At 28.1% G+C, this 22825-nt stretch carries 22 protein-coding genes and 1 tRNA gene; 10 read left to right on the top strand and 13 right to left on the bottom strand.

Features of this window, described 5'->3' with window-relative positions:
- Positions 1–13 precede the first annotated feature (13 nt).
- Positions 14–1732, top strand: a complete 1719-nt coding sequence (locus tag NPA10_RS02610; protein ID WP_256547165.1) for a hypothetical protein — start codon at positions 14–16, stop codon at positions 1730–1732.
- An 18-nt stretch (positions 1733–1750) separates the two neighbouring features.
- Positions 1751–2611, top strand: a complete 861-nt coding sequence (locus NPA10_RS02605; protein ID WP_256547164.1) for a DegV family protein — start codon at positions 1751–1753, stop codon at positions 2609–2611.
- Positions 2612–2615: 4 nt separating this feature from the next.
- Here the strand turns inward: NPA10_RS02605 and NPA10_RS02600 are convergent, their stop codons facing one another.
- From NPA10_RS02600 to NPA10_RS02560, 9 genes are read right to left on the bottom strand one after another with little or no spacing between them, the layout of a single operon-like run.
- Positions 2616–3875, bottom strand: a complete 1260-nt coding sequence (locus NPA10_RS02600; RefSeq protein WP_256547163.1) for an AAA family ATPase — start codon at positions 3873–3875, stop codon at positions 2616–2618.
- A 12-nt stretch (positions 3876–3887) separates the two neighbouring features.
- Positions 3888–4868, bottom strand: coding sequence for a phosphatidylglycerol lysyltransferase domain-containing protein (locus NPA10_RS02595; RefSeq protein ID WP_256547162.1), 981 nt, complete (start codon positions 4866–4868; stop codon positions 3888–3890).
- A 5-nt stretch (positions 4869–4873) separates the two neighbouring features.
- Positions 4874–6217 (bottom strand): signal recognition particle protein, encoded by a 1344-nt coding sequence (gene ffh / locus NPA10_RS02590; protein ID WP_256547161.1) that lies wholly within the window; start codon positions 6215–6217, stop codon positions 4874–4876.
- Positions 6218–6226: 9 nt separating this feature from the next.
- The gene (tyrS, locus tag NPA10_RS02585; RefSeq protein WP_256547160.1) at positions 6227–7489 is read right to left on the bottom strand and encodes a tyrosine--tRNA ligase; all 1263 of its coding nucleotides are present in this window, start codon (positions 7487–7489) and stop codon (positions 6227–6229) included.
- Positions 7490–7500: 11 nt separating this feature from the next.
- Entirely contained in the window at positions 7501–8070 is a 570-nt protein-coding gene (locus NPA10_RS02580) for a hypothetical protein (RefSeq protein WP_256547159.1), read from the bottom strand.
- Complete coding sequence (locus tag NPA10_RS02575; protein WP_256547158.1) at positions 8060–8953, bottom strand: hypothetical protein; 894 nt, start codon at positions 8951–8953, stop codon at positions 8060–8062. The genes NPA10_RS02580 and NPA10_RS02575 overlap by 11 nt, the downstream gene beginning before the upstream one ends.
- Entirely contained in the window at positions 8946–9791 is an 846-nt protein-coding gene (gene rsmI / locus NPA10_RS02570) for a 16S rRNA (cytidine(1402)-2'-O)-methyltransferase (RefSeq protein WP_256547157.1), read from the bottom strand. Before rsmI ends, NPA10_RS02575 begins: the two co-directional genes overlap by 8 nt.
- Complete coding sequence (gene rnmV / locus NPA10_RS02565; RefSeq protein WP_256547156.1) at positions 9784–10317, bottom strand: ribonuclease M5; 534 nt, start codon at positions 10315–10317, stop codon at positions 9784–9786. The genes rsmI and rnmV overlap by 8 nt, the downstream gene beginning before the upstream one ends.
- Positions 10318–10341: 24 nt before the next feature.
- Positions 10342–11319, bottom strand: a complete 978-nt coding sequence (locus tag NPA10_RS02560) for a ribose-phosphate diphosphokinase (protein ID WP_256547155.1) — start codon at positions 11317–11319, stop codon at positions 10342–10344.
- 341 nt (positions 11320–11660) lie between these two features.
- On the opposite strand from NPA10_RS02560, the gene NPA10_RS02555 reads away from it, so the two are divergent.
- Entirely contained in the window at positions 11661–13808 is a 2148-nt protein-coding gene (locus tag NPA10_RS02555) for a RelA/SpoT family protein (RefSeq protein ID WP_256547154.1), read from the top strand.
- 68 nt (positions 13809–13876) lie between these two features.
- On the opposite strand, the gene NPA10_RS02550 is transcribed toward NPA10_RS02555, so the two are convergent.
- Positions 13877–13951 (bottom strand) — tRNA-Trp (locus NPA10_RS02550).
- Positions 13952–14135: 184 nt separating this feature from the next.
- Here NPA10_RS02550 and NPA10_RS02545 point away from each other — a divergent pair.
- Positions 14136–15128: an aspartate--ammonia ligase gene (locus tag NPA10_RS02545; protein WP_256547153.1), complete on the top strand. Its 993-nt coding sequence runs from the start codon at positions 14136–14138 to the stop codon at positions 15126–15128.
- A gap of 82 nt (positions 15129–15210) precedes the next feature.
- Here NPA10_RS02545 and NPA10_RS02540 read toward each other — a convergent pair whose 3' ends face one another.
- Positions 15211–15591, bottom strand: coding sequence for a TM2 domain-containing protein (locus tag NPA10_RS02540; protein WP_256547152.1), 381 nt, complete (start codon positions 15589–15591; stop codon positions 15211–15213).
- A gap of 211 nt (positions 15592–15802) precedes the next feature.
- On the opposite strand from NPA10_RS02540, the gene NPA10_RS02535 reads away from it, so the two are divergent.
- From NPA10_RS02535 to NPA10_RS02520, 4 genes are read left to right on the top strand one after another with little or no spacing between them, the layout of a single operon-like run.
- Positions 15803–17401 (top strand): ATP-binding cassette domain-containing protein, encoded by a 1599-nt coding sequence (locus NPA10_RS02535; protein WP_256547151.1) that lies wholly within the window; start codon positions 15803–15805, stop codon positions 17399–17401.
- Entirely contained in the window at positions 17392–17748 is a 357-nt protein-coding gene (locus tag NPA10_RS02530; protein ID WP_256547150.1) for a hypothetical protein, read from the top strand. The genes NPA10_RS02535 and NPA10_RS02530 overlap by 10 nt, the downstream gene beginning before the upstream one ends.
- Positions 17712–18530 carry an ABC transporter ATP-binding protein gene (locus tag NPA10_RS02525; RefSeq protein ID WP_256547149.1) on the top strand — a complete coding sequence of 273 codons (819 nt, stop codon included), beginning with the start codon at positions 17712–17714 and terminating at the stop codon, positions 18528–18530. The genes NPA10_RS02530 and NPA10_RS02525 overlap by 37 nt, the downstream gene beginning before the upstream one ends.
- 38 nt (positions 18531–18568) lie before the next feature.
- On the top strand, positions 18569–19036 hold the full coding sequence (locus NPA10_RS02520) for an ATP-binding cassette domain-containing protein (RefSeq protein WP_256547148.1): 468 nt from the start codon (positions 18569–18571) through the stop codon (positions 19034–19036).
- A gap of 64 nt (positions 19037–19100) precedes the next feature.
- Here NPA10_RS02520 and ruvB read toward each other — a convergent pair whose 3' ends face one another.
- Both ruvB and ruvA read right to left on the bottom strand, forming a co-directional pair.
- A complete protein-coding gene (gene ruvB, locus NPA10_RS02515; protein ID WP_256547147.1) occupies positions 19101–20042 on the bottom strand; it encodes a Holliday junction branch migration DNA helicase RuvB in 942 nt (313 codons plus the stop codon).
- A 12-nt stretch (positions 20043–20054) separates the two neighbouring features.
- On the bottom strand, positions 20055–20711 hold the full coding sequence (ruvA, locus tag NPA10_RS02510) for a Holliday junction branch migration protein RuvA (RefSeq protein ID WP_256547146.1): 657 nt from the start codon (positions 20709–20711) through the stop codon (positions 20055–20057).
- Between the two features lie 292 nt (positions 20712–21003).
- Between ruvA and NPA10_RS02505 the strand changes: the two genes are divergently transcribed.
- Both NPA10_RS02505 and NPA10_RS02500 read left to right on the top strand, forming a co-directional pair.
- Positions 21004–21210, top strand: coding sequence for a hypothetical protein (locus NPA10_RS02505; RefSeq protein WP_256547145.1), 207 nt, complete (start codon positions 21004–21006; stop codon positions 21208–21210).
- 327 nt (positions 21211–21537) lie between these two features.
- Positions 21538–22824, top strand: coding sequence for a class III lanthionine synthetase LanKC N-terminal domain-containing protein (locus NPA10_RS02500; protein WP_256547144.1), 1287 nt, complete (start codon positions 21538–21540; stop codon positions 22822–22824).
- Position 22825: the final 1 nt, after the last annotated feature.

The following is a 22825-nucleotide window of genomic DNA, read 5'->3' as shown; positions in this document are numbered from 1 at the left end:
AGGTAATTAAACTATGAACTCCAATGGAACTAAAATCAAACTTGTTTTAGATAAAAAAACTGAAACAAATAATTCCCAACCAAATTCAGCCAACACAACTACCCCACCTAAAAAAGGAGGTATGTTTGCCCGATTAAAAGGACGGTTTGCCAGTTTATACAGTACTGATATTCCAGGACCTAATGCATCCAAAAAATTACCTGATGATGATCACTATGAAGACCAACCCGAAATTAAATCATTATTAAATGATCGTAGCAGTTCGACCCAATTTAATAAAGAATTTAACCAACGGGCGCGTCAAACTGGTTTAGATCCAGTGGAAATTAAAGATCCTAAAACTGCTCAAACCCCTCGGTATGATGCTAATCATTATTACAGTATTGGTGGCAAGGGAGTTCAACGGGATAATTTAGATGAAATTATTGATGAGTATGAAGAAGTTCAAAAACACAATAAAGATTCCTTAGGAGCAGAATATGTAGTTGATGATGAAACAACTACTAATTTATTAAAAGAACATTTTGATACTAAAGAAGTACCACTAGATGCTAGTTTAGATTCGTCCACACCAACCACTTCTCCAGTTGAGGGAGTTTATGATCAAGTTGATGATTTAGAAGCATGAGATTTAATTAGTGATCAACCCTTAAATGTTTTTGAAAAACAAGATTTGAAAAATAGTGCAACCCATTTTGATGAACAAATTGATTTTGATCACCTAAAAACAGTTGATACAGCAAAATCCACCACCATTGTTGATGCAATTACTTCAAGTCACTTTGAAAGTATTTTTGGAACCGAACCCATTCCGTTGACAACAGACGAAACTGAAAAAGAAACAGTTGATGCAGTTATTGAATCAGAAACAGTAGCGACTGCTCAAATCGCTAAAGATATTAATTTAGCCGATCCTTTTCCAACAAATGCGCCTGAAGATGTTTATCAAACCGAAGACGATCAAAATATTTTTTATGTTAATCCCCATCAAGAAAATGACGAAGATGTAACTGCTGGAATTTTTGATGAACTAACTCAGGAACAAGCAACTCCGGCAACTGAACCTATTTCAGAACCAGTGGTTGCTGCTAAAGTTGAATCAAGCCCAATTACAACTGAACCTGAGTTGGTTACAATTCCCAGTGAACCGATTATTACTCCTCCAGTTAAACCTATTGTTAACGAAGTTAATTTAGATCAGAAAAAACCATTAACTGATGAAGAATTACAACTAAAAGCTGATCTGTTAAAATTGGAAAGAGAAATCAAAAAAATCAAGAAAGAACTTGATGATGCGGAAATTAAAATCGATCACACCACAGCCAAAACCAATAGTTTGGAAAAGGTAGTTTTAGAAAAAACAACTCAAGAACCAGTGCGAGTGGAAATTAATCAAGCCGATTTGATTAAAGCTTTACAAACCGAAAAACTAAATTTTGTGCAAAATCAAATTACCAGAAACTTAATGGATGGACAAGAGTTGGTGGAAAATTTCTACACCCAAAAACTCGATGAAACACCAGCAGTGGAAAATGATGTGATTCGACCTAAAGCTGAAGATCGAGAAGTAAACATTATTCAGACCCTTAAAATAAATCCTGAAGTTGATGAAACTTTCACTGTTTCTCCAAGTGTTAATAAACCAATCAACACCAAAAACTTTACTAAACCTTTATCTAAAACTAACACCCAACTTTTAGTTAAAGTTAAAAAACGGCTAAAAATTGTTTAAGCACCAAAGGAGATTTCAATGCAAAAGTTAGCTTTCATCGTGGACGATAGCATCGTTTCAAGTGACAAGCCTCTACCACGGCACCATTATGCGGTTTCATTAACCATTACTGAAGAGGGAATCGATCCAATTGAATATAATGCTAAAAATCCAATTAGTTTTCAAGATTTAAAGACAAAAATCAGTTTAAAGCAAAATTTCAAAACCAACGCAATTGTCATTGGTCAAGCATTTCATTTGGTTAATGAATTATTAAAAGATTATGAAAAAATTGTCATCTGTGGCATTTCTTCAGGTTTATCATCTTCATACGATTCATGGAAACAAATTCTACGTGATTTTAGTGAGTTTCGTAATAAGGTTTTATTAGTTAATAATCAAATTATTGGTGAAGCTTTATATGAACATACCAAACGAGCTTTAATTGCGGTACAAGAAGATGATTCTTGAGCAATCATTAAAAAAACTTTAGAACCAGTTTTAAAATTCAATGGCTTATTGTTAATCCAAGATCTCAGTTCTTTACACCGTGGTGGCCGGATTTCAACTTTTAAAGCCAAAGTTAGTAATTTATTACAAATGAAAATTTTGATTCAGTATAAAAATGGCAAACTGAGTTTTTATGACAAAGAAACTTCTTTAGTTAAAAGTTTTCAGAAAATGCACAACTACGTGGAAAAAACTTTGGGGATTAATTTAAACAAACCCAATAAACTCATTTTATGAAATAGTTTTATTGATGAAGCTAATTTTCAAAAAGTTAAAACGGAATTAAACCGTCATTTTCCTAATACAACATTTGTTGTAACAGAAGTGCCCAAACCAATTTTGGTTCACGTTGGGATTGATGCGTTAGCAATTACCAAATTTTATAAATAAATCTTTATTTGTCTTTTTTAGTTACTTCAGCTTTAATTTGAGCTCAATAATTTTGCATCTTCATTTCTACAGCATTAAACGGATCAGGTTGATAAAAAACCTGATCCTTTATTTTGTCGGGCAGGTATTGCTGAAAAACATAGTGATAAGGGAAATCGTGGGGAAATTGATAACCTTTAACACCTAATTTTACAGCTGATTTGTAATGATCATCTCACAAATGTTTAGGAATCTCGTGTTGAGGATGATTGCGAACAAAGTGTAAAGCCGCAGCTAAACCAGATTGACCAGTATTAGATTTAGGACTTAATGCCATTTCCACCGCAATTGGACCAAAAATGTTATAACATTCGGGTTGACCAACTTTAATTGCAGCATTCACCGCATTAATTACGCGGTCACACAAATTCATATTCGCTAAACCAATATCTTCAAATGCACAAACAGTTAATCGACGGGCAATCGTTTTTAAATCACCAATTTCGATTAACCGGGCTAAATAATATAAAGTAGCATGAGGATCACTACCCCGAATTGATTTTTGCAGTGCTGATTTTAAATTATGATATTCATCATTATCATTGCCAGTAACAAAATGACTTAAGCCTAACACTATTTGTAAATCAGAATCGTTAATTGTTTGGGGATAGAGTAAATTTAGTTTGGAAATAATGTTTAACAAAAACCGCACATCTCCACCCACATGTCGGGAGATGATGTTTTTTTGTGAATTTGTAAGTTCGGTTAAACAATGATTTTGGGCAATTAAATGTTCGATGAAAACTAAGATTTCTTGATCGTTTAATTGTTTTAATTCAACTAATTGTGAACGGGAACGAATTGCAGGATTAATTACAAAGAAGGGATTTTCAGTTGTTGTGGCAATTAAAACTAAATTCCCGGTTTCAATTTCGTGCAGAAAGATGTCTTGTTTATCCACATTGAGCAAATGAATTTCTTCAGCAATTAAAACTCGTTTATGTTCGGGTTGTAAACCTAGCAACTGAATTTTTTCCATCAGTTGTTTTTTGTTTTCTAAAGAACAATTAAAAATAACGGGTTCGATTCCTAATTCATTACACACAACTTGGGCCAAACTACTTTTTCCAATTCCGGGTGGACCAAATAAAATCATCGAAAAAATGGTTTGCTTCAATATCATTTGACTAATAAAGCGTCCAGGACCAATCAAATGGGACTGACCGATAAGATCAGTTAATTTTTGGGGTTTTAAATAATAGTTTAAGTTGTGATGTGTTTGCATGTTGAATAGATTTTATCATTCATCTTTCATGGAATCAGTGATATAAATCATGTGTGATTTCAAAACTTTTTCAGGATAATAAGAACGTTTGGATTTGGCTAAATTTTCTTCATTCATATCATCCTGTCGATCCATTCAAGCTTGGTTAATATTATTTAATAATAAGTTTTGCGAAATAATGAACGGAAACAAACCACGTCAGCTATGAACGGCTTTTTCAAAGAAAACTTCATAACTTTTTTTATGACTATAACCAATGGTAAAACCCAAAATTTTGCGATCTTTTTTCTGACGTACCACCAATCCACTCATAGTCATTGGATCATAATGGGCTAAAAAATTTCGCGAAAAAATGTATTCATTTAATTGGGGATCTTCTTTACCATCATGAATTGTTTCCCAAATAAAATCTAAAACTTCATCAAAATCATCAGCACATAATGGGGTTGCTTCCACTTGATCAAAGTGATTTTTTAAAAAGTAATTTAGATGATTACGCTTTTTTTGTAATTTTTTGCCAGAAAAAGTTTTAAATTTTTCTAGTTTGTACAAATAATGGGCGTTTCAGTCATACACAATTTCAAAGTCAATACTTTGACTAAGAGTTTGTAATTGTTTAGTATTGACAGCTTCCACTGCCCAATCACTTTTAATCGCATAAAGTTGTTTTAGTTTATAAAAAGCACAATAAACCGCATCAAAAGTGCTAATTTGGTTTTTATCAAAAATGGGCATTAAAATAAAATGGTCGCCATAATGTAAAATTTGGTTAACTCGGGCATTAAAAACATCAGCATCACTTAAAATAAACCGGTTAAATTTAGAATCGAAAAAAATAATTTTGAAATTATCATATTCGACAATTTGAAACCGAATACTAATGCCATAATAACTTAAACCTAATAAACTTAAAGCAGAGAATTGATAATCATGATCAATTTGATCCATTGCGGCTTGGAGTTTTTTATAAGTTGATCAATTTAATCGTTCCATAAAAATTAAAATGGCAGTTTGCCAAAGGGGTTTTGACCTTTCTTCAATGATTTCACAAACAAATCAACTTTCTTTTTGGACTCATCTCATTGTTTTAAAAGTTTGTTTAAATCATCGGGTCGACACCCAGAACCTTTAATTACGCGGGTTTTGCGACTGGCATCTTTTTTAAAAAGTTTGGGATTACGGCGCTCTTTAACCGTCATTGAATTCATGATGATTTCTCATTTGCGCATTTTTTCTTCAATGTCACCAATTTTATTTTTAGAAATATTAACATTAGTTGGCATCATGTCCAAAATACTGCTAATTGAACCAATTTTTTTGATTTGCCCCATTTGTTGCATTAAATCTTCTAAATCAAATTGACCACTAAACATCCGGTAAATACCTTTTTTAGAAATGGCTTCATCCGTCGCTTCATGTGCTTTTTCAGCTAAACTGACCAAATCGCCCATTCCCATGATCCGATCAGCAATTCGTTCGGGATGAAATTGGTTTAGATGTTGATACCGTTCACCTGAACCTAAAAATTTAATTGGAATATTCAAAACTGCGACAATTGAAAGGGCTGCTCCCATTCGGGCATCTGAATCGGTTTTAGTAATAATAATTCCGGTTAATTTTAGCTGACGATGAAATTCTTTAGCAACTTCTAAAATATCCTGACCAGCCATGGCATCAACAACAAACAAAATCTCTTGGGGTTCAATGATCCGTTTAAGACTAACTAATTCTTTCATCAAATCCGCATCAGTTTGTAAACGTCCAGCTGTATCAAAAATAAAAGCATCTAATTTTTTATTTTCGGGATTATCCAAAATTTCTTTAGCGGTTAAAACTGGATTTTGAAAACCTTTTTCAAAAAAACTAACTTCGATTTCTTTTGATAAAGTGCGCAGTTGTTGAATCGCAGCAGGTCGATAAATGTCTAAACCGATATTGGCAACTTTTTTATTGTGACGAGTTTTTAAATAATAAGCTAATTTGCCAGTTGTCGTTGTTTTCCCTGAACCATTTAACCCTACCATCATAATTTTTAAAGGTCGTTTCTGGGTTTCTAAACCAATGGTATTTCTACCTAAAATATTGATTAAATTTTGCCGAATTGTGGAGAGCAAAAATTCATCTAATTTTGTATTAGCATTTAATTGCTGCTGATTTAAGACTTCAGTTTTAACGTTATCTAAAAATTGACGAATTACTTTTAAATTAACATCAGCATCCAAAAAAGAAGTGCGAATTTCTTTAAGAATGGGAGTTAAATCAGCTTCAGTGATTTGGTTTTTTAATAATTTGTTTTTTAAATTTCGAGCCACAATGGCTTGAATAGCGCTTTTAAAAATCATAAAAATTTCCTATTGTCATTTCACTAGTGCAAAACTTTTTTTGCCTTTTTGCAATAGTAAATAACTAGTTTGCATGTTGGCTTGGCTAACAATTAAATTAACATCAGTTACTTTTTGATTATTGACTTTAATGCCATTAGCTTGAATTAATTTTCGTGCTTCACCCAAACTAGAACTTAGTTGAGTCTGCACAAGTAATTCGATTAATTTAGTTGATTTATTAATGGTAATAGTTACCAAATTTTGTTCTAAAACTGTATATTCATTAACACTAAAATCATTTTCAGAGTCAGCAAACAATAATTTAGTCATAGTTTGACAGCGTTTTAGTTCAGCAGTTCCGAATAAATCCAAAATTAGCTGATCAGCTAATTTTTTTTGGCCTGAACGTAATTTGGGATTTTGCTGGTGTTGTTGCACAATCATTTGAATTTCAGCTAAAGGAATAAATGTTAGAGCTAGTAAATATTTTTCCACGTCTTGATCAGCACTATTGATCAAAAACTGATAAATTTGACTTGGAGAAGTTAATTCAGGGTCTAAAAATAAAGCATTACCTTCAGATTTACCAAATTTTTGGCCTTGATAATCAGTTAATAAATTAAAAGTAATGCCTACAGCATTAGCTTGTTCTTCTTGACTCATTTTTCGGACTATTTCAATTCCTGTAGTAATGTTGCCCCATTGATCAGAACCGCCCGCTTGAATTGCCACATCATATTTTTGATACAGACACCAAAAATCCCATCCTTGCAATAAAGGATAAGTAAATTCAGTGTATGATAAGCCGGTTTTTAACCGTTCGCTTAAAGCTTCTTTTTCTAATAAATAATTAACATTAATTAGTTTAGCTACATCACGCAAAAAATGAATTAAATTCATTTCAGCATAAAAATCCAAATTGTTAACAACTAAATCACATTGACTGTATCGGGACAATTGGGTTGCAATTTTAAGTCCATTATCTTGAACTGTTTCTAAAGTTAATAATTGACGTTCACTTTTTTTAAATGAAGGATCACCAACTAATCCAGTTGCTCCTCCTAAGACTGCAACAGTTTGAAAGCCAAAATTTTTGAAATGCTTCAAAATACAAATGCCCACGTAATTTCCCAAATGCAATGATTGAGCAGTAGGATCAAAGCCAATATAGGTTTTTTTATTTGCTGTTAATGCTGCAATCAATTTGGGTTCACTAGTACAATCAGCAAGTAACTTTCGGGCTGATAGTTCTTGTAATAATAGTTGGGCTTGATTTGCAAAATGATTCATTGTTATGTTAATTATTTATTTTTCTCACTAGTTAAATGAGTTGTTGGTTCAACTTCATCGACGATTTGTTCGTAAGTTTTATGATTGTTATCTTTTCTGTAGATTTTCTGTTTCCCATTTTTGTAAAGATAAAATTTAGTAGAACCATGATCTTTAGAAAATTTCATTTTTAATGGATTTTTGAATATTTTTTTCATTTCCATTCAAACTTCTTTTGTTGTGTCAAAAGCATCATCAATTTCCTCAGAAGCATTTTGCAATTCTTCAGCTGCATAATTTAATTCTGTTTTAGCGGTTTCAAGATCTTTATTAGCATATTTGAATTCTTCAGCTGCTTCTTTGAAATCTTCGGCCGCTTCTTCAAAATCTCCTATAGCATCTTTAAAATCATTAGCAGCATCTTTAAAGTCTTTAGCTGCGTCAGCAAAATCTTCAGCGGCTTCTTGAAAATCTTCGTGAATACCACTGGTAGTTTTGTGAGCCATTTCTATAATTTCTTGACTATCTTTAATTGCTTCTTGAGCTTCTTTTAGAGCTTTTTTTGTAATTTTTCTGCAAAGGTTAAGGATTTTAGTTATCATTTTCAGTACTTCCTCTTATTTCTTCAACAATAGTTGAATCGTGATCCAAGATTTTGTTGTTATCAAATAAAACATCATCTTCTTCATCACCAGTAATGGTATATTCAGCCCCAAATTTATCGCGAATAACTTTGAAGTTAAAATATTTGCGCATTAAATAAATTTTATATGCAAAAAACCCAATCAGACTTAAATATGATAAACTGATTAAAATCATTGCCAAATAGTTTACAGCACCATAATAGATTGTTTGGGCAGAAGGATCATATAATCAATAAAGATTAGAACGAAAGTTCTTATATTCACTGACAGTTAGAGTTGGAGCAGTGAGCAAAGTTAAAATTAAAATTACTAAAAAAACAACATATTGAATTTGAATTTTTCGTAATTTTTGAATTTTTATCGAAAATCAATTTTTTCAAGCTGAAGTTTGATGAATTTTTTCTAAAACAATGAGATTATTATTTAAATAAGCAATTAATTTAGATAAAAAAACCTGAACAACGATAAAAGCTACAAAAGTAAAAATAAATCGTATTATTCGTTCGTCTAACTGTCAAAATCTTAATTGTTGATCAATAGTGTAGTGAATAATAAAAGTTTTTTGAACACTACGGTCAACTCCGTGTCAAATACTGTTTCGAAAAAGGGTAATGACATTGGGTACTTCAAAAATATAAGTTGTTAAAATAATCGAAAAAACAATTAAGGTAATAAAAGTAGCAATGCCAAAGAGTTTGTTGATTCTGTTTAACCAATCAACTAATGCAAAATTGTTGATGTTAATATTTCGCAATCCCCGAGCTAAATTCATCATTCCTCTTAAAGAATAATAAACGATACGGATATTCATGACTTTAGATCAAAATTTGGACTTATTCATTTTTCGCTCCTTTTTTTAACAAATAAATTTTATAAATTTCCGATGCACGCAAGTTGGGGGTTGCTACTAATTTACAAGCATTTTTTAAGCTAATGTTATTTTGTAGATGTTCTTCTAATTTAGCTAAAATGATTGCTTCAGATTCAGATTCATTAATCGTTTTTTGTTTGGGGAGAATGATGACAAATTCGCCGCGTAATTCAATGGTTTTTTTTAGTTCTGAAATTTTGCCATAATAAAAAGTTTCATGAATTTTACTCAGTTCTCGAGCAATGCCAATTTCAATATCACCAAATACTTCTAATAAGATGTTTAAACCTTTTTCTAAAAAATTTAAAGCTTCATAATAAACAACAGTAGCTAAGTTTAAAACGCTTTTTAATTCATTTAACTCACTAATTCTTTGAATGCGCTTTTTGGTCAAAAAATTAGCAAAGAAAAATTTACGGCTATCAATTCCGCTGGAAACTAAAGCATGAACTAAAGCACAAGGACCATTAATGACTTGAATTTGGCTACCAGCTTTTCGTAAGGTACGAATCAAATTATAACCTGGGTCACTAATAACAGGATATCCGGCATCAGAAACCAATACACAAGATTCTTTTTGCAGTAATTCTAAAATTTTAGCAGTTTTAACTGTTTCTGACATTTTATTAAAACTAACTAGTTTTTGTTGGTTTTCAATAGTTAATAACTTCAAAAGTTTTTTGGTTACTCGGGTATCTTCACAAACAATTGTGGTTGCTTCAAATAAAACTTTTTTAGCTAAATCGGTTATTTCTTGTAAATTGCCAATCGGAGTTGCTACTACATATAATTGGTGATATTTATTCATGATCTAAGGCATTCTGAATTTGTTGTAGGTGCAAACCCATTAACTGAAATTTTTTAAATAAGGTTTTGTGATTAAAATAAGGAATTTGGAAATAATCACAAATTTGTTGACGCCGAAATTTCGAATTTAAATTAAGCGTTAAATATTCTTCTCAACTTAAAGAACTGACAATCTTGGTTTGGTTGACAAACTCTAAAATTTTTTGTTTGAAACGAACTGGATTCATTTCGGCAATGCCAGTTTTAATTTTGTGGGGACTTAAGTCATTTTGATGGAAATGACAAACTTTACAATTAGGAATTTGTTCTAAAATTCGTTTTTGAATTTTTTGACCTTGATAATCGGGATCCAATAATAAAATTACTTCTCTTTGGTTATCAATTTGTCGAATTAAATTGATAACTCGTTGGGATAGTTCTGAACCATTAGTTTCAATTGTTGTGACTTCAAAAAACTGTTTGATAAAACTTGTATCAGTTTTACCTTCAACTACAAAAACACAATCAAGTCGAATTTTTTGATTCATATACTTAAAACTGTGATCAAAAAATTAAATTAAAGACCGGTATTTTTGATAAACACCACTAATTGAACCAGCACCTTTAATATAAATTTCGATTAAATCGGCAAAAAATGCGGATAAGTCAACAATTTTCAACCCAGAAATAGGTTTTTCATAAACGGTATTAATTGTGTTTGTTACATAAATGGCGTCTAAATGTTTTTTATCATAAGCTAAATTAAAATTTTTAACAGCATCCCCACTAAAAACTCCGTGGGTCGCTAAAATGATAATTTTGTTAGCCCCGTTTGCTTTTAAAATATCACAAGCTTTAATGATGGTATTACCCGTATCGATCATGTCATCAACTAACACACAATCCTTGTTTTTTACATCGCCCAAAATATTTTCAATTTGAACCATATTTGGCGCGGGTCTTTTTTTATCAACAATTACCAAAGGAACTTTTAAAACATCTGAAATTTCTCGAGCGCGTTTAATGCCACCATAATCCGGAGAAACAATACACAAGTTTTGCAAATTGCAGTTTTTCTTAATTTCTTTCACTAGTAAATAAGTTGCGCGCAATGTATCAACAGGAACATTGAAAAAACCCTGAATTTGACTAGAATGAACATCCATCAACATTACTCGGGTTGCTCCAGCAACACTTAATAAATCAGCCACTAGTTTAGCAGTGATTGGTTCTCGACCCTTAGTTTTACGGTCTTGACGCGCATAACCATAATAGGGAATTAAAACGTTAATTTCTTGCGCTGAAGCTCTTTTTAAAGCGTCAATGGTAATTAATAAAGTCATTAAGTTATCGTTAACTGGATCACAAGTTGACTGTAACAAAATGACTTTCTTATTTCTTACAGAAGCTAAAGGGCGGCAAAAAAATTCGCCATCAGAAAAAACTTGAACATCGACCTCACCCTTTTCCAGATTAAGTTTCTGACAAACTAATTCAGCTAATTTTTCACAACCAGGCAAGCCAAAAACAATGCAGTTGTTATTTTTCATTTTTTATCAAAATTTTAGTAAATAACTAAAATTATACCATAGTATAAAAGCTGAAATTTTTTAGCTGATTTTTTTGATTTTTCTTATGTTTTTTCAACATAATTTTTATAACTAAATATTTATTTGCATTTGTTTCTTGCTATTTTTTTCAATTACATCAAATTGTTAAATTGTTCTTTAAGTCTAAATTACTTGGTTGAAAAATTAATGAAAATTCACACTTTAAGAAATTAGAACTGCAAAAATAAATTTATAATTTAGTTCATTCAATTAAAAAATCAATTTTGATCTTTTAATTCAACCAATATTTGTTACTGTTAACAACAATTCACAATCCAGTTATGATCAATTATGGAATTTATCAAGATCGCATTAATGAATTAAAAAACCAATTAAACCAATTAATTCATGAACAAGATTTTGATCGCACTCAAATTAAAAAAATTAATAAAGCCTTACAATTTGCGGAAAATGCTCATGTCTCTCAATTTCGCAAGAGTGGAGAGCCATACGTAGAACATGTCATTATCACTGCCATTAAATTGTGTGAATGAAAAATGGATTATGAAACCATTTGTGCTGGTTTAATGCATGATGTGATTGAAGACACCCAATATACTTATAATGATTTGTTTTTAGAGTTTGGTTTTGATGTCGCTGATATGGTACAAACAGTTTCTAAAGTGGCTCAATATTCCAAACGGAAACGGGGTGATCCTAAAGAACGAAATAACAGTTATTTAGTTCAAGTGTTTTTGTCATTATCCAAAGATTTGCGAGCGATTGTTGTCAAATTGGCTGATCGAACGCACAATATGGAAACAATTAATTATTTAAAACCAGAAAAACAGGTCTCAATTGCTCGGGAGACACTAGAGATTTATGCCACTATTGCTGGGCGGTTAGGAATGTATAACATTAAAACTCGTCTAGAAGATATGTCTTTTAAGATCATTAATCCGCATGATTATTCTTTAATTAATAAACATTTACAAAAATTAGAAAACAATGCCCGGGGACAATGGGATCGAATTCGAGCCCAAATTAAGAATATGTTAGATGTAGAAGGCATTGAACATAAAATTGAATACCGTATTAAAGGGATTTATTCCATTTATAAAAAAACTGAAAAGGGTTATTTGATTGAAAATATTCACGATATTTTTGCAATGCGCATTATTGTAAAAGACCCATTACAGTGTTACAAAGTATTAGGATTAATTCACTTAAATTTCATTTATATTATTAATGCTTTTAAAGATTTCATTTCTTCACCAAAATGAAATTTATATCGTTCAATTCATACCACAATTATTGTTAACCGTTTTTTAATGGAATTTCAAATTCGCACTGAAGAAATGCACACTATTTCTCAATTAGGCTTAGCTGCACATTGAAAATATAAAGAAGGTGAAAAATATTTAAATCTATCTAAAAAATTAATTGATGAATTTTTACAAGGCCGGGAAGCTTCGGTTAATGTTATTAAAGAAATTTCTAAAAATGAATTATTTGATATTTTTATTTCTAATGACAACCAATTTTATGTTTCAACAAGTAAAACAACTATTTTAGATTTAGCTTTTCGGTATAATGCTGAACAATTTCCTTATTTAGCCAGTGCTTTTTTAAATGGGGAAAATGCTTCATTTGACTCTCGGGTGCGCAAAGGTGATGTGGTGCATTTTAATTATGCCAATTTAACTAAAATTGAAGAATCTTGAATTAGTGCGACTCAGAACATTAGTTTAATTAATCACATTCAAAATATTTTTAAAAAACGTAGTATTAGTATTCAAAATAACATTGATAAATTTTTAGCTAACGCGCAAAAATTTTTAAAACTACCAGAAATTCATGAAGCCAACTATAAACGTCGGTTAAGTTATTTGGGTTATAAAAATATTAGTGATTTTCTAGAAGATGTTTCCCGAGCTCAATTAGATCAAGAAGTGGTTTTCAATTTATTTTCTAATAAAGAAGAAGATTGGAAAAAATCATTTCACTTCATTAAGAAAGTTTTTTCTAAAAAAATCTTTTTAAACACCTATTTCGAACCACCTAGTGGAATTTTTCCCGATAAAATTGTGATTACGGATTGTTGTTCAAAATTTCCTGATTTACAATTAATTGGGATTTTAAAAAATAACATTTTAAAGGTTCATCGTTTTGATTGTCCTAAGGCTAATGTTAACCAAGGTAAACGAGTTGTTATTAACTGAGACAAAAAAGAATTAGCTAGTGAACCCCGACTTTTTAAAGTTAAAATGAAAATTTTTGGAAAAATGACCCAAACAATTACTAATCAGATTTTGCACACAATGTTGCAACATAAAGTTTTAATTTTAAAAATTGAAGTTGAACCAGGATTAAATGATTTGGACTTTAAAGCTAATGCAATTATTAGAATTAATGACCATAATCAATTAAGCCGTTTAATTAATAATTTAAAAATTAAGGGCTTTGCTAACGAAGTTGAAATCATTTAGTTGATATATAAATAAGTGACCAAGAAAAAAGCAACAATTTTAGATTGTTGCTTTTTTAATTAATATACTGGCAGGCGTGATAGGAATCGAACCCACAACACATAGTTTTGGAGACTATTGTTCTACCATTGAACTACACGCCTATTTAATAAAATTATAAATTAAAAATAAAAACTTCAGCCTTTAATTAGTTTAAATAGTTTAAAATTTGGGTGTCTATGTAAATTTTGATTTTCATTATTATGAAATTTTTTCTTATAGTTTCTTAATAATTAAAATATTGCTCAAAATTTAGACTTTTTATTACGAATATATTTAATACATGATATGTACCATTCAAAACTAAATATCACCTTAACCCAAAAAGCCATTGGTTTTCTTAAACACCATTTTCAAATTGAATTAGCTAAAGCACTTAATTTAGTTCGGGTTACTGCACCATTATTTTTAGATCCAGAAACTGGATTAAATGATGGGTTAAACGGTGAAGCTCCGGTTCATTTTTCTGTAGTGACCCAAGAGCAAAAAAACAAAAAATTAGAAATCGTGCATTCACTTGCTAAGTGAAAACGATTTGCATTAACAGAATATTGCTTTCAAATTGGTGAAGGAATTTATGCAGATATGAATGCCATTCGAAAAGAAGAAGTGCTTTCACCTTATCATTCTTATTATGTCGATCAATGAGATTGAGAAAAAGCTATTGCTTCGTTTGAACGCACTGAAGGTTATTTAGAAAAAGTTGTTAAAACAATTTTCGAAGTTTTTAAAAGAATTGAAACTTTAGTTAACCAGGAATTTAAAGGTTTAAGTCGCAAGCTACCAGATGAAATTTTTATTATTGATTCCCAAGTTTTAGAGGATATGTTTCCTAATCAAACCCCTGAACAACGCGAATATTCAATTGTTAAACAGAAAAAAGCGGTCTTCATTAAACGAGTTGGTCATAAATTAAAATCAAATGTACCCCACTCTAAACGGGCTTTTGATTATGATGATTGAAATTTAAATGGGGATTTCATCTTTTATCATGAACCAACTGATGCGGCTTTAGAATTATCATCTATGGGCATTCGGGTTGATCGGGAAGCTTTAATCGCACAAAGTGATAAAAATTCAGAGGATCTACGTAACTTATCGCCTTATCATAAATCAGTGATTGATGAAACAATTCATTTTTCAATTGGTGGTGGTATTGGTCAAAGTCGGGTTTGTATGTTTTTTCTAGAAAAAGTACACATTGGCGAAGTTCAAATTGGTTATTGGACTAAAGAAATGCGCGAACAAGCTAAAACTAAAAATATTTATTTACTTCAATAATAAGAATTAATTTAAACAAAAAACCATACTCATTATTTGAGTATGGTTTTTTGTTTTTCTGTAATATGTTAAAAATAATAAATTAAAGTGGTTTAATTACCAATCCGTTGCCATCACGGTAAGAAGAAGTTACTAAAAGTACCAAATCTATAAGTCATCAAAGTCCAAACCCGGCTCCAGTAAACAATTTTAAAATTCCTAAAAAGATTTTGCCTGAATAAAAACGGTCAAATCCTGGTAAAAAAATTGCAAGCAAAAGAGTAACAATAAAACTTTTAGAGCTAACTTGTTCTAAAGCTTGAGTTGAATTTAAAGGTCTTGTATCATTTACAATTTGTTTGGGTTGAACAGTTGGTTCTACAACGGTTTTTGGTTCTGATTGATCGGTTGGATTAATTTCATTCTTTTGGTTTGAAGAATCTTCTTGATCATTGATGGGTAAGTTTTTATTTGTGTCTGTCATGAATAGTAAAAATGATTTTATATTTTCTAAATTTTTAATGATTCAATCCCAAAAAGATGATCATTACCAAAATTCAAAATACAATTTTTTGATACAATTAAACTTAAAAAACATTTAATAAAAAATAAATGAATAAATAATCATTCACAATATGTTTATCATGTTTTAATTTAATTTTGCAAAAAATATCTATGAATTCGGAGGGTCGAGTATGTTTTATATTAAACAACATAAAACTGTGTTTTTGTTTTATTTTTGTTTGTCAATAATAACAAGTGGAATTGTTATTTTTGAAGGTTATTTAACTTATTTGACATACCAGTACATTTTAGCAAAAGAACCCGATAAATATAACACATTAATTGTTGTTCAAGCAGTTTTATTTTTTGTGGGGTTGGTCTCCTATATTATCAAAACAAAAATAAAAAATAAAACCGCTGAACAAATAATCAAAGATTTAAAAATTAATACTATTGCTAGAATTTCTCTAGTTAAAAATTTAGAGTTTAAAACCAATAAAAAAGGATTTTATGTTGCTCAATTAACTGAAAAATTAGATTTCTTTTTTTCAAGAAGACCAGGGACCCTTTTTAGTTGAGTTGATGATTTTAACCTTTTTTGAATTTCTTTTCCAGTATTGATTTTTATGGATTGAAGAATAGGTTTGATTTCAATTGCTATTTCGATCATTAATATGATTGTGCCTTTGATAATGGGACGAGTATCCACTAAATATAATACTTCAGCAGTTAAAGAAATTGAAAAATTTAATGCTAATTTATTAATGATGGTTGATGCTTTTTCGTCTTTTTATTGTTTTAATAAAGAAGAAGAATTTAATGATCAAATTATTGAAGCAAATAATTTGTTTATTAAAAGATTCATGAAAAATATGAAGTTCACTGTAATGTCAGAACTTTTTATTAGCGGATTATCTCTTGGTGTTAAATATTTGATTATTTTCTTAATGGGTTATTTTGTTTTGTTTGTTTATAAGGGTTCACCAGAAGTTATTGGAATTATTGCTGCAGTTCCAATTATTTTAGATTTCTTAATTTCAGGAATTAGATATATTGGAATATATATATCAAACTACAAATCTGCAAAAGAACTAGCTCAAAATTATGAAACTCTTATAGCTAAAGCAAGAACAACTAGTACTACTAAACCTAGTTATGAATTTAACTCTCTAGAAATTCGCAATTTAAATTTTAGTTATGAAGATGAGAAACCTTTTTTTAAAAATTTAAATTTATCTTTTGAAAAGGGTAAAAAATATGCTCTTATTGGTCCTAGTGGTTCAGGAAAATCTACACTGTTAAATTTAATTACTAAACAATTAGAAAATTATCAGGGTGAAATTATTTTGAACGGAATCAATATTAAAAATATTGAAGATTCAGATTATAAAAATACTTTCACTTTCTTAGATTCTGAAGAATTTGTTTTTAACGATACAATTTATAACAACATTAGTTTATGAACTCCTGATCAAGAAGATAAAGCAGAAAAAGCTTTAAATTTAGCTTCTTATTCAGTTGAGGATTTAAATTTGAAATTAAACAACGAAAATTCAAATATTTCATCTGGACAAAAACAAAGAATAAATTTTGCGCGTTTCTTTTTTGATGAAAAAAACTTATTAATTTTAGATGAAGCACTTGCTAATCTTGATAAAAATAATGTTGCTAAAATTGAACAAAATTTATTTAATAATTCAGAATTAACTTTGATCAATGTAACCCACCACTTAAAAAATCCTGAAAAATATCACAGAATTTATAAAATGGAGGAGTTAACATGAAAATAGCTTGAAAATACATCAAAAAAGAAATTATTCTTTTATTTTTATCAACATTTTTTATGGTTTTTTTTGAAGCAGGAATAATTTTTCTCTCTGCAAAAATGACTCAATCTATTTTTGATGCAATTCAAATTGAATTAGAAAAGTACTATTTATTTTTTCTTTATTACTTATTGGGAATTGTTGGTTTTCTTATTTTAGATTTTATAAGTGTTTGATTTTATTATTTATCATTTAATAAAATTCATTTCATGATTTTAAATGGAGTTAGTTCCATAATTTTTGATCAATACAGAAGAACTACAAATAAGACTTTTTGCAATATGATCCAACTAATATTTATACTTTGTTAACTAAAGATGCAAATATGTATCTTAATTACAATATTTTCACTTTAAATAATATTTTCCATATTGTTTTGAATGTTGTTTTTTCAATAATTGTAGGTGCAGCTTTTAGTTGAATTTTGATTATATTTATTTTAATAGTAATTTCATTTTCTTTTATAGGATCATTTCTTTTTAAAAAAACTCAAAGGAATGCTTTTGACAAATATTCAGAAGCTAATCATCAATTCCAAACAAAAATAAATAACCTATTAGATGGTTATTCTCGATTATATTTTGCAAATAAACAAAACTTATTAAATGAACAATTAAGTAGTGAAATTAATAGTGTTTATGAAACAAGTTTAAAGAAAAATAATATTGTTTCATTTGTACAGTTGGGTTCTCAACGCATTTATGAATTTATCGGTGGAGCATTAATTATCGGTTCTGCAATTTTGATTTTTCATTTTTCAAATCAATCAACATTTTTAGGAGTTATTGATATTGCTTTTTTAACATTAATAACTGCTTTTGTTGGTAGATTAAAATCATTTGGTCCTAATTTATTAGCAAGTATTAAAAATTATTTATCTAACCGGAATATTGTAAAAAAATTCAATCTAAATTTAGAACCTGAAACTAATGCATCAACAATTGAAAGAGTTGAAAACATTAAACTTTTAAATTTAGATTTTAAATATCCTGAAAGTGATAAAAAACTTTTTCAAAATTTGAATTTAGACTTGAAAAAAGGACAAAAATATGCAATTATTGGTGAAAGTGGTTCGGGAAATCAACTTTATTAAAATTATTAAATGGTTCATACGAACCTGATAAAGGTCAAGTGTTAGTGAATGGACAAAACATTAACGCCATCAAATCAAGTTCTTTAAGAAAACATTTAACTTTCATTGATTCAAAAAATTTAGTTTTTCCAACAAATATCGCTAATAATGTTACTTTTTATGAAAAAAATTTTGATCAAGCTAAATTAGAATATGCTTTGGACAAAGTGAATTTATTGGATGAGTTAAAGGATAATTATTTGAATTCTGAATTTGATGTGACCAATAATTTATCATTAGGTCAAAAACAAAGATTAGTTTTAGCTAGATTGTTTTACTTAGATAAAAAATGAATTGTATTAGACGAATCATTATCAAATTTAGATGATCAAAATTCAACTGATATTCAAGGAAAAATTATTAACGATCCTGATTTAACTTTAGTTTTAGTAACCCATCACTTGAAAAAAGAAAATCATCATTTATTTAATCAAATAATTAATTTAGATCAAATTACAAATTTATAAAATAACAAAATAGCACAACAATTAATGTTGTGCTATTTTTATGTAATTTAAAAAAATTAATGAATTATTTTGTAAATAAATTCTGATTATTAACAATTAAACTAATTGCTTTATAACTTAAAGTTCTTCCTTTGCTTGATTTAAATAAGTACTTTGATTTAATTAAGTGAGATTCAATTTTTTCTAAAATGGTTTTTTCATCCAAATTAATTGCTTGAGAAATGGATTTTAAACCAGCAGTTCGAGTTGGAATTTCGTATAAATACTTCAAATACTTCAAATCAATTTCAGTTAAACCATCAATAAAATAACCAGAATCTTCAATAATTTGACTCACGTTTATTTTTTTATCAACCACTGAATAATTGTAGATATGATTAATGATTTTATTAGCAATTCGGGGAATACCACGAGAATTATTAATTATCATATCAATATCGGTAGAATTTAGTTTTAGTTGATAGTGCTTTAAACTTTGATTAATGATTTTTCCTAATTCTTCTTTGTTATAAGAATCAATAAAAAAATTATAAGTGAATCGATCTTCTAATGCTTTAGTGAGTAAACCTAAATTAGTAGTTGCCCCGATTAAAGTAAATTTGGCTAATTTCATTCTGATAACTTTAGAATTAAAAGATTTGCCAATAACTATATCTAAAACACCATCTTCTAAAACTGGATATAAAATTTCACAGATATTTTTATTTAAACTGTGAATTTCATCAATAAATAAAATTTCACCATCTTTAATCCCACTTAAAATTGAAATTAAATCGGCAACATTTTGCAAATTAACTGATTGAATAATTTTAATTTTAGTTTTTAATTCATTAGCAATGATTAAAGCTAATGTTGTTTTTCCAACTCCAGCTGGACCATAAAAAAGACAATGATTTAATGGTTTTTGTAATTTATGACAAGCTTGAATTGCTATTTTAATTGATTGAATGATTTTAGGTTTACCAATAAATTGATCAAGACTTTTGGGGCGTAATTTTGCATTCATCAGAGTCTTGGTTTAGATGTTGTCAGTAACATCTTCTTCAATTGGTAAAGTATTTTTATTGGCAATAATCTTGACGCATTCAGCTACAGCAGTACTAATATCAGCATTTGCAGAATTTTCGTCAGATTCAAATGCATTAATTGCATTTAAAATATCATCTTTGCTATATCCTAAAACTGATAAAGCTTCATTAAGATCACCTAAAGAATATTTACTTTCTAAATCGGGTCCATTATTTTTTTTATCATTGTTTTTAGTGTTGTAAGTTAAATAAACTTCATTTAAAGAACTACAAATAGCACTTGCTAAATTACTATTTAAACCTGGTAATCTTGATAACTCTTTATCATCATTTTGACGGATTAAGTTAATTAAATTTTTAGAACCATTTTTCAAAATATTCATTGCAGTTTTAGGGCCTACTCCAGAAACATTTTGTAGATAATTGAATAAAATTTTAGATTCTAAGTCTTTAAAACCATAATATTCTTTAGAAATGAAGGTTTGTTTATTTAATTTAATAACTTCATTAATATAAATTCGTTTTGTAGTATTAACTTCGAAATCTTGGGGATTACTAATATTAATGTGATAACCAATTCAATTAGACTCTAAAATAATGAATTTGGAATTCACATAACAAATTTTGCCAGTAATGTAATTAATCATGAATAAATGCTCCATAATATTTTTTAATAAAATTTAAGTCTTGATAAAGATTATTTACTTAATCTCTGACTCATTCATTTATTAAAAAATAAAATTTAAAAAAGAGAATTTATTTATTGATTTATTGGATATTTCACATGAAATAGATAATTTTTAAGGTAATTATTGAATTCCCATTTAATTAAATATTAAAAAATAATAAATATATTTACATTTTCATAATTTATGGTACTATATTGGAAATTTAAGAATGATTCTTAAATTTTGTAAAAATAATGGAGGTTTCAATATCATGAACCACTTATATAGTTCTTTAGATTTTGTAAATTTAAATTCAGGTCATGGAATTAATTCTTTAATTTATTCAAAAAAATCCAATAATGAATATTTTTATTATGAAAACACTGACTTTGATGTTTTACTAGCAAGTGAAGAAAATGTTCCAGATGTAGTAATTGTCAATACTTCTAAATGTAACGTTAACACAGTTGTTTGTTAATATAAATATCTTTTAATAATAAAATTTATATAATTTCTCATTATAAAAAACCACTTATTTAATTTTTTATTAAATAAGTGGTTTTTGTTATTTGGATAATAAATATTTCATAAAAATTATTATTAATCTGAAAATGACAATATAAATATTTAAATAGAAGATATTTACTTAAAATAAATAAAAATCCTTTTTAAATAATATCTAAATATATTTATGAAATGTTGCGACTTAAAAAATACAACAAAAAAATTTTTTTCAAAATCTTAATAATGATCTAAAGAAAAAAATAAAAAAATTGATAATTAAAAAGAAATATTCAATCATGTAGTGTTTGATTATGACATTCCTAGCCCTGCTTGAAAAATTCATGTTTCTTCTAATTTTTATGATTATCAAAAAATATTAGACATTGTCTGTTCTTATTGTTATTTCAATAAAATAAGTTTTAAATTTATTAATAATTATCAATTTTTTTATCAATCCATAATGGAATCTAAAAAAATAAATAATTTAACCGGGAAATTTATAACTATTTATCCTATAGATGAATCGCAAGCTAGAAAAATAATTAAAGAATTACATCAATCCCTATCATTTTTTAAAGCTCCTTCAAACTATTCTGACAGACAATACAAAAATGGTATTGTGAGTTATAGATATGGAGATAATTATTTAGATGATGAGCAAAAACAAAAATACCAAATAATTCAAAAATATAAACCAGATAATATAGAGGATTTATTTAAAAAGAGAGAACTAGAAATAAAATATCTATGTAAAGATATAATTCCTATAGGTTTAATAAAAATTAATGCTTTTGGTGCCATAATATTAGCTAAAAATTCGAATGATAAAAAATATATTTTGAAAGAAGCTAAAAAATATATGGGTAATAAAAATTTTAATCCAATTATTTTAAGAGAAAATGAAAGAAGTATAATTAGAAAATTTTCAAAATCTAATTTTTTTCCAAGAGAAATTTTAAAATTTAAGAAAAAACAAAGTATCTTTTATGTTCAAGATTATATTGAATTACCCAATTTAGATTATTATGCGAATATAAAACTACTTACTATTGAAAAACTTGAAGAAAAAATAAACTTCTATAATAATTTAACAAAAGAATTAAAAAGATTTATTTATTTTTTGAAAGAAAATAAAATTGTAATTAACGACATTAGCAAAAGTAATTTTTTATATTCTGAAAGAGAATCTAAAATTTATTTTGTGGATTTAGAATATTCCGCAATCAATAACAAAATTTTGAATTTTGTTCATTCTGAATATGAATATAAAAAATTCCATAATCATAAGTCTAATTATCAAACTGATTGTAACAAAATTGCAATGATGATTTTAGACATGGCTTTTGACATAAAAAATTATATTCACTATAAAAAAAATAATATTCAAGTTTTTAAATTTTTGAAATATATAATTTTAAATCTAAATTATTTTCCTGAAAAGCAAAAAATGTATTTAGAAACAATTAATTCTATTTTGGAAATAATTGATAAAAAAATAGGTTTAAATTTAAAATTTGATAAAAATAAATTATTAAAAATTTATGAACAATTATCTTCTTATAAAAGTAAAACAATCAAAAAAAGATAGA

Source organism: Mycoplasmoides fastidiosum, from assembly GCF_024498275.1.
In the GTDB taxonomy this organism is placed as follows: Bacteria; Bacillota_I; Bacilli_A; order Mycoplasmatales; family Mycoplasmoidaceae; genus Mycoplasma_N; species Mycoplasma_N fastidiosum.
The sequence above is the reverse complement of the archived record's forward strand: the minus strand, read 5'-3'. Positions and strand labels throughout refer to the sequence as shown.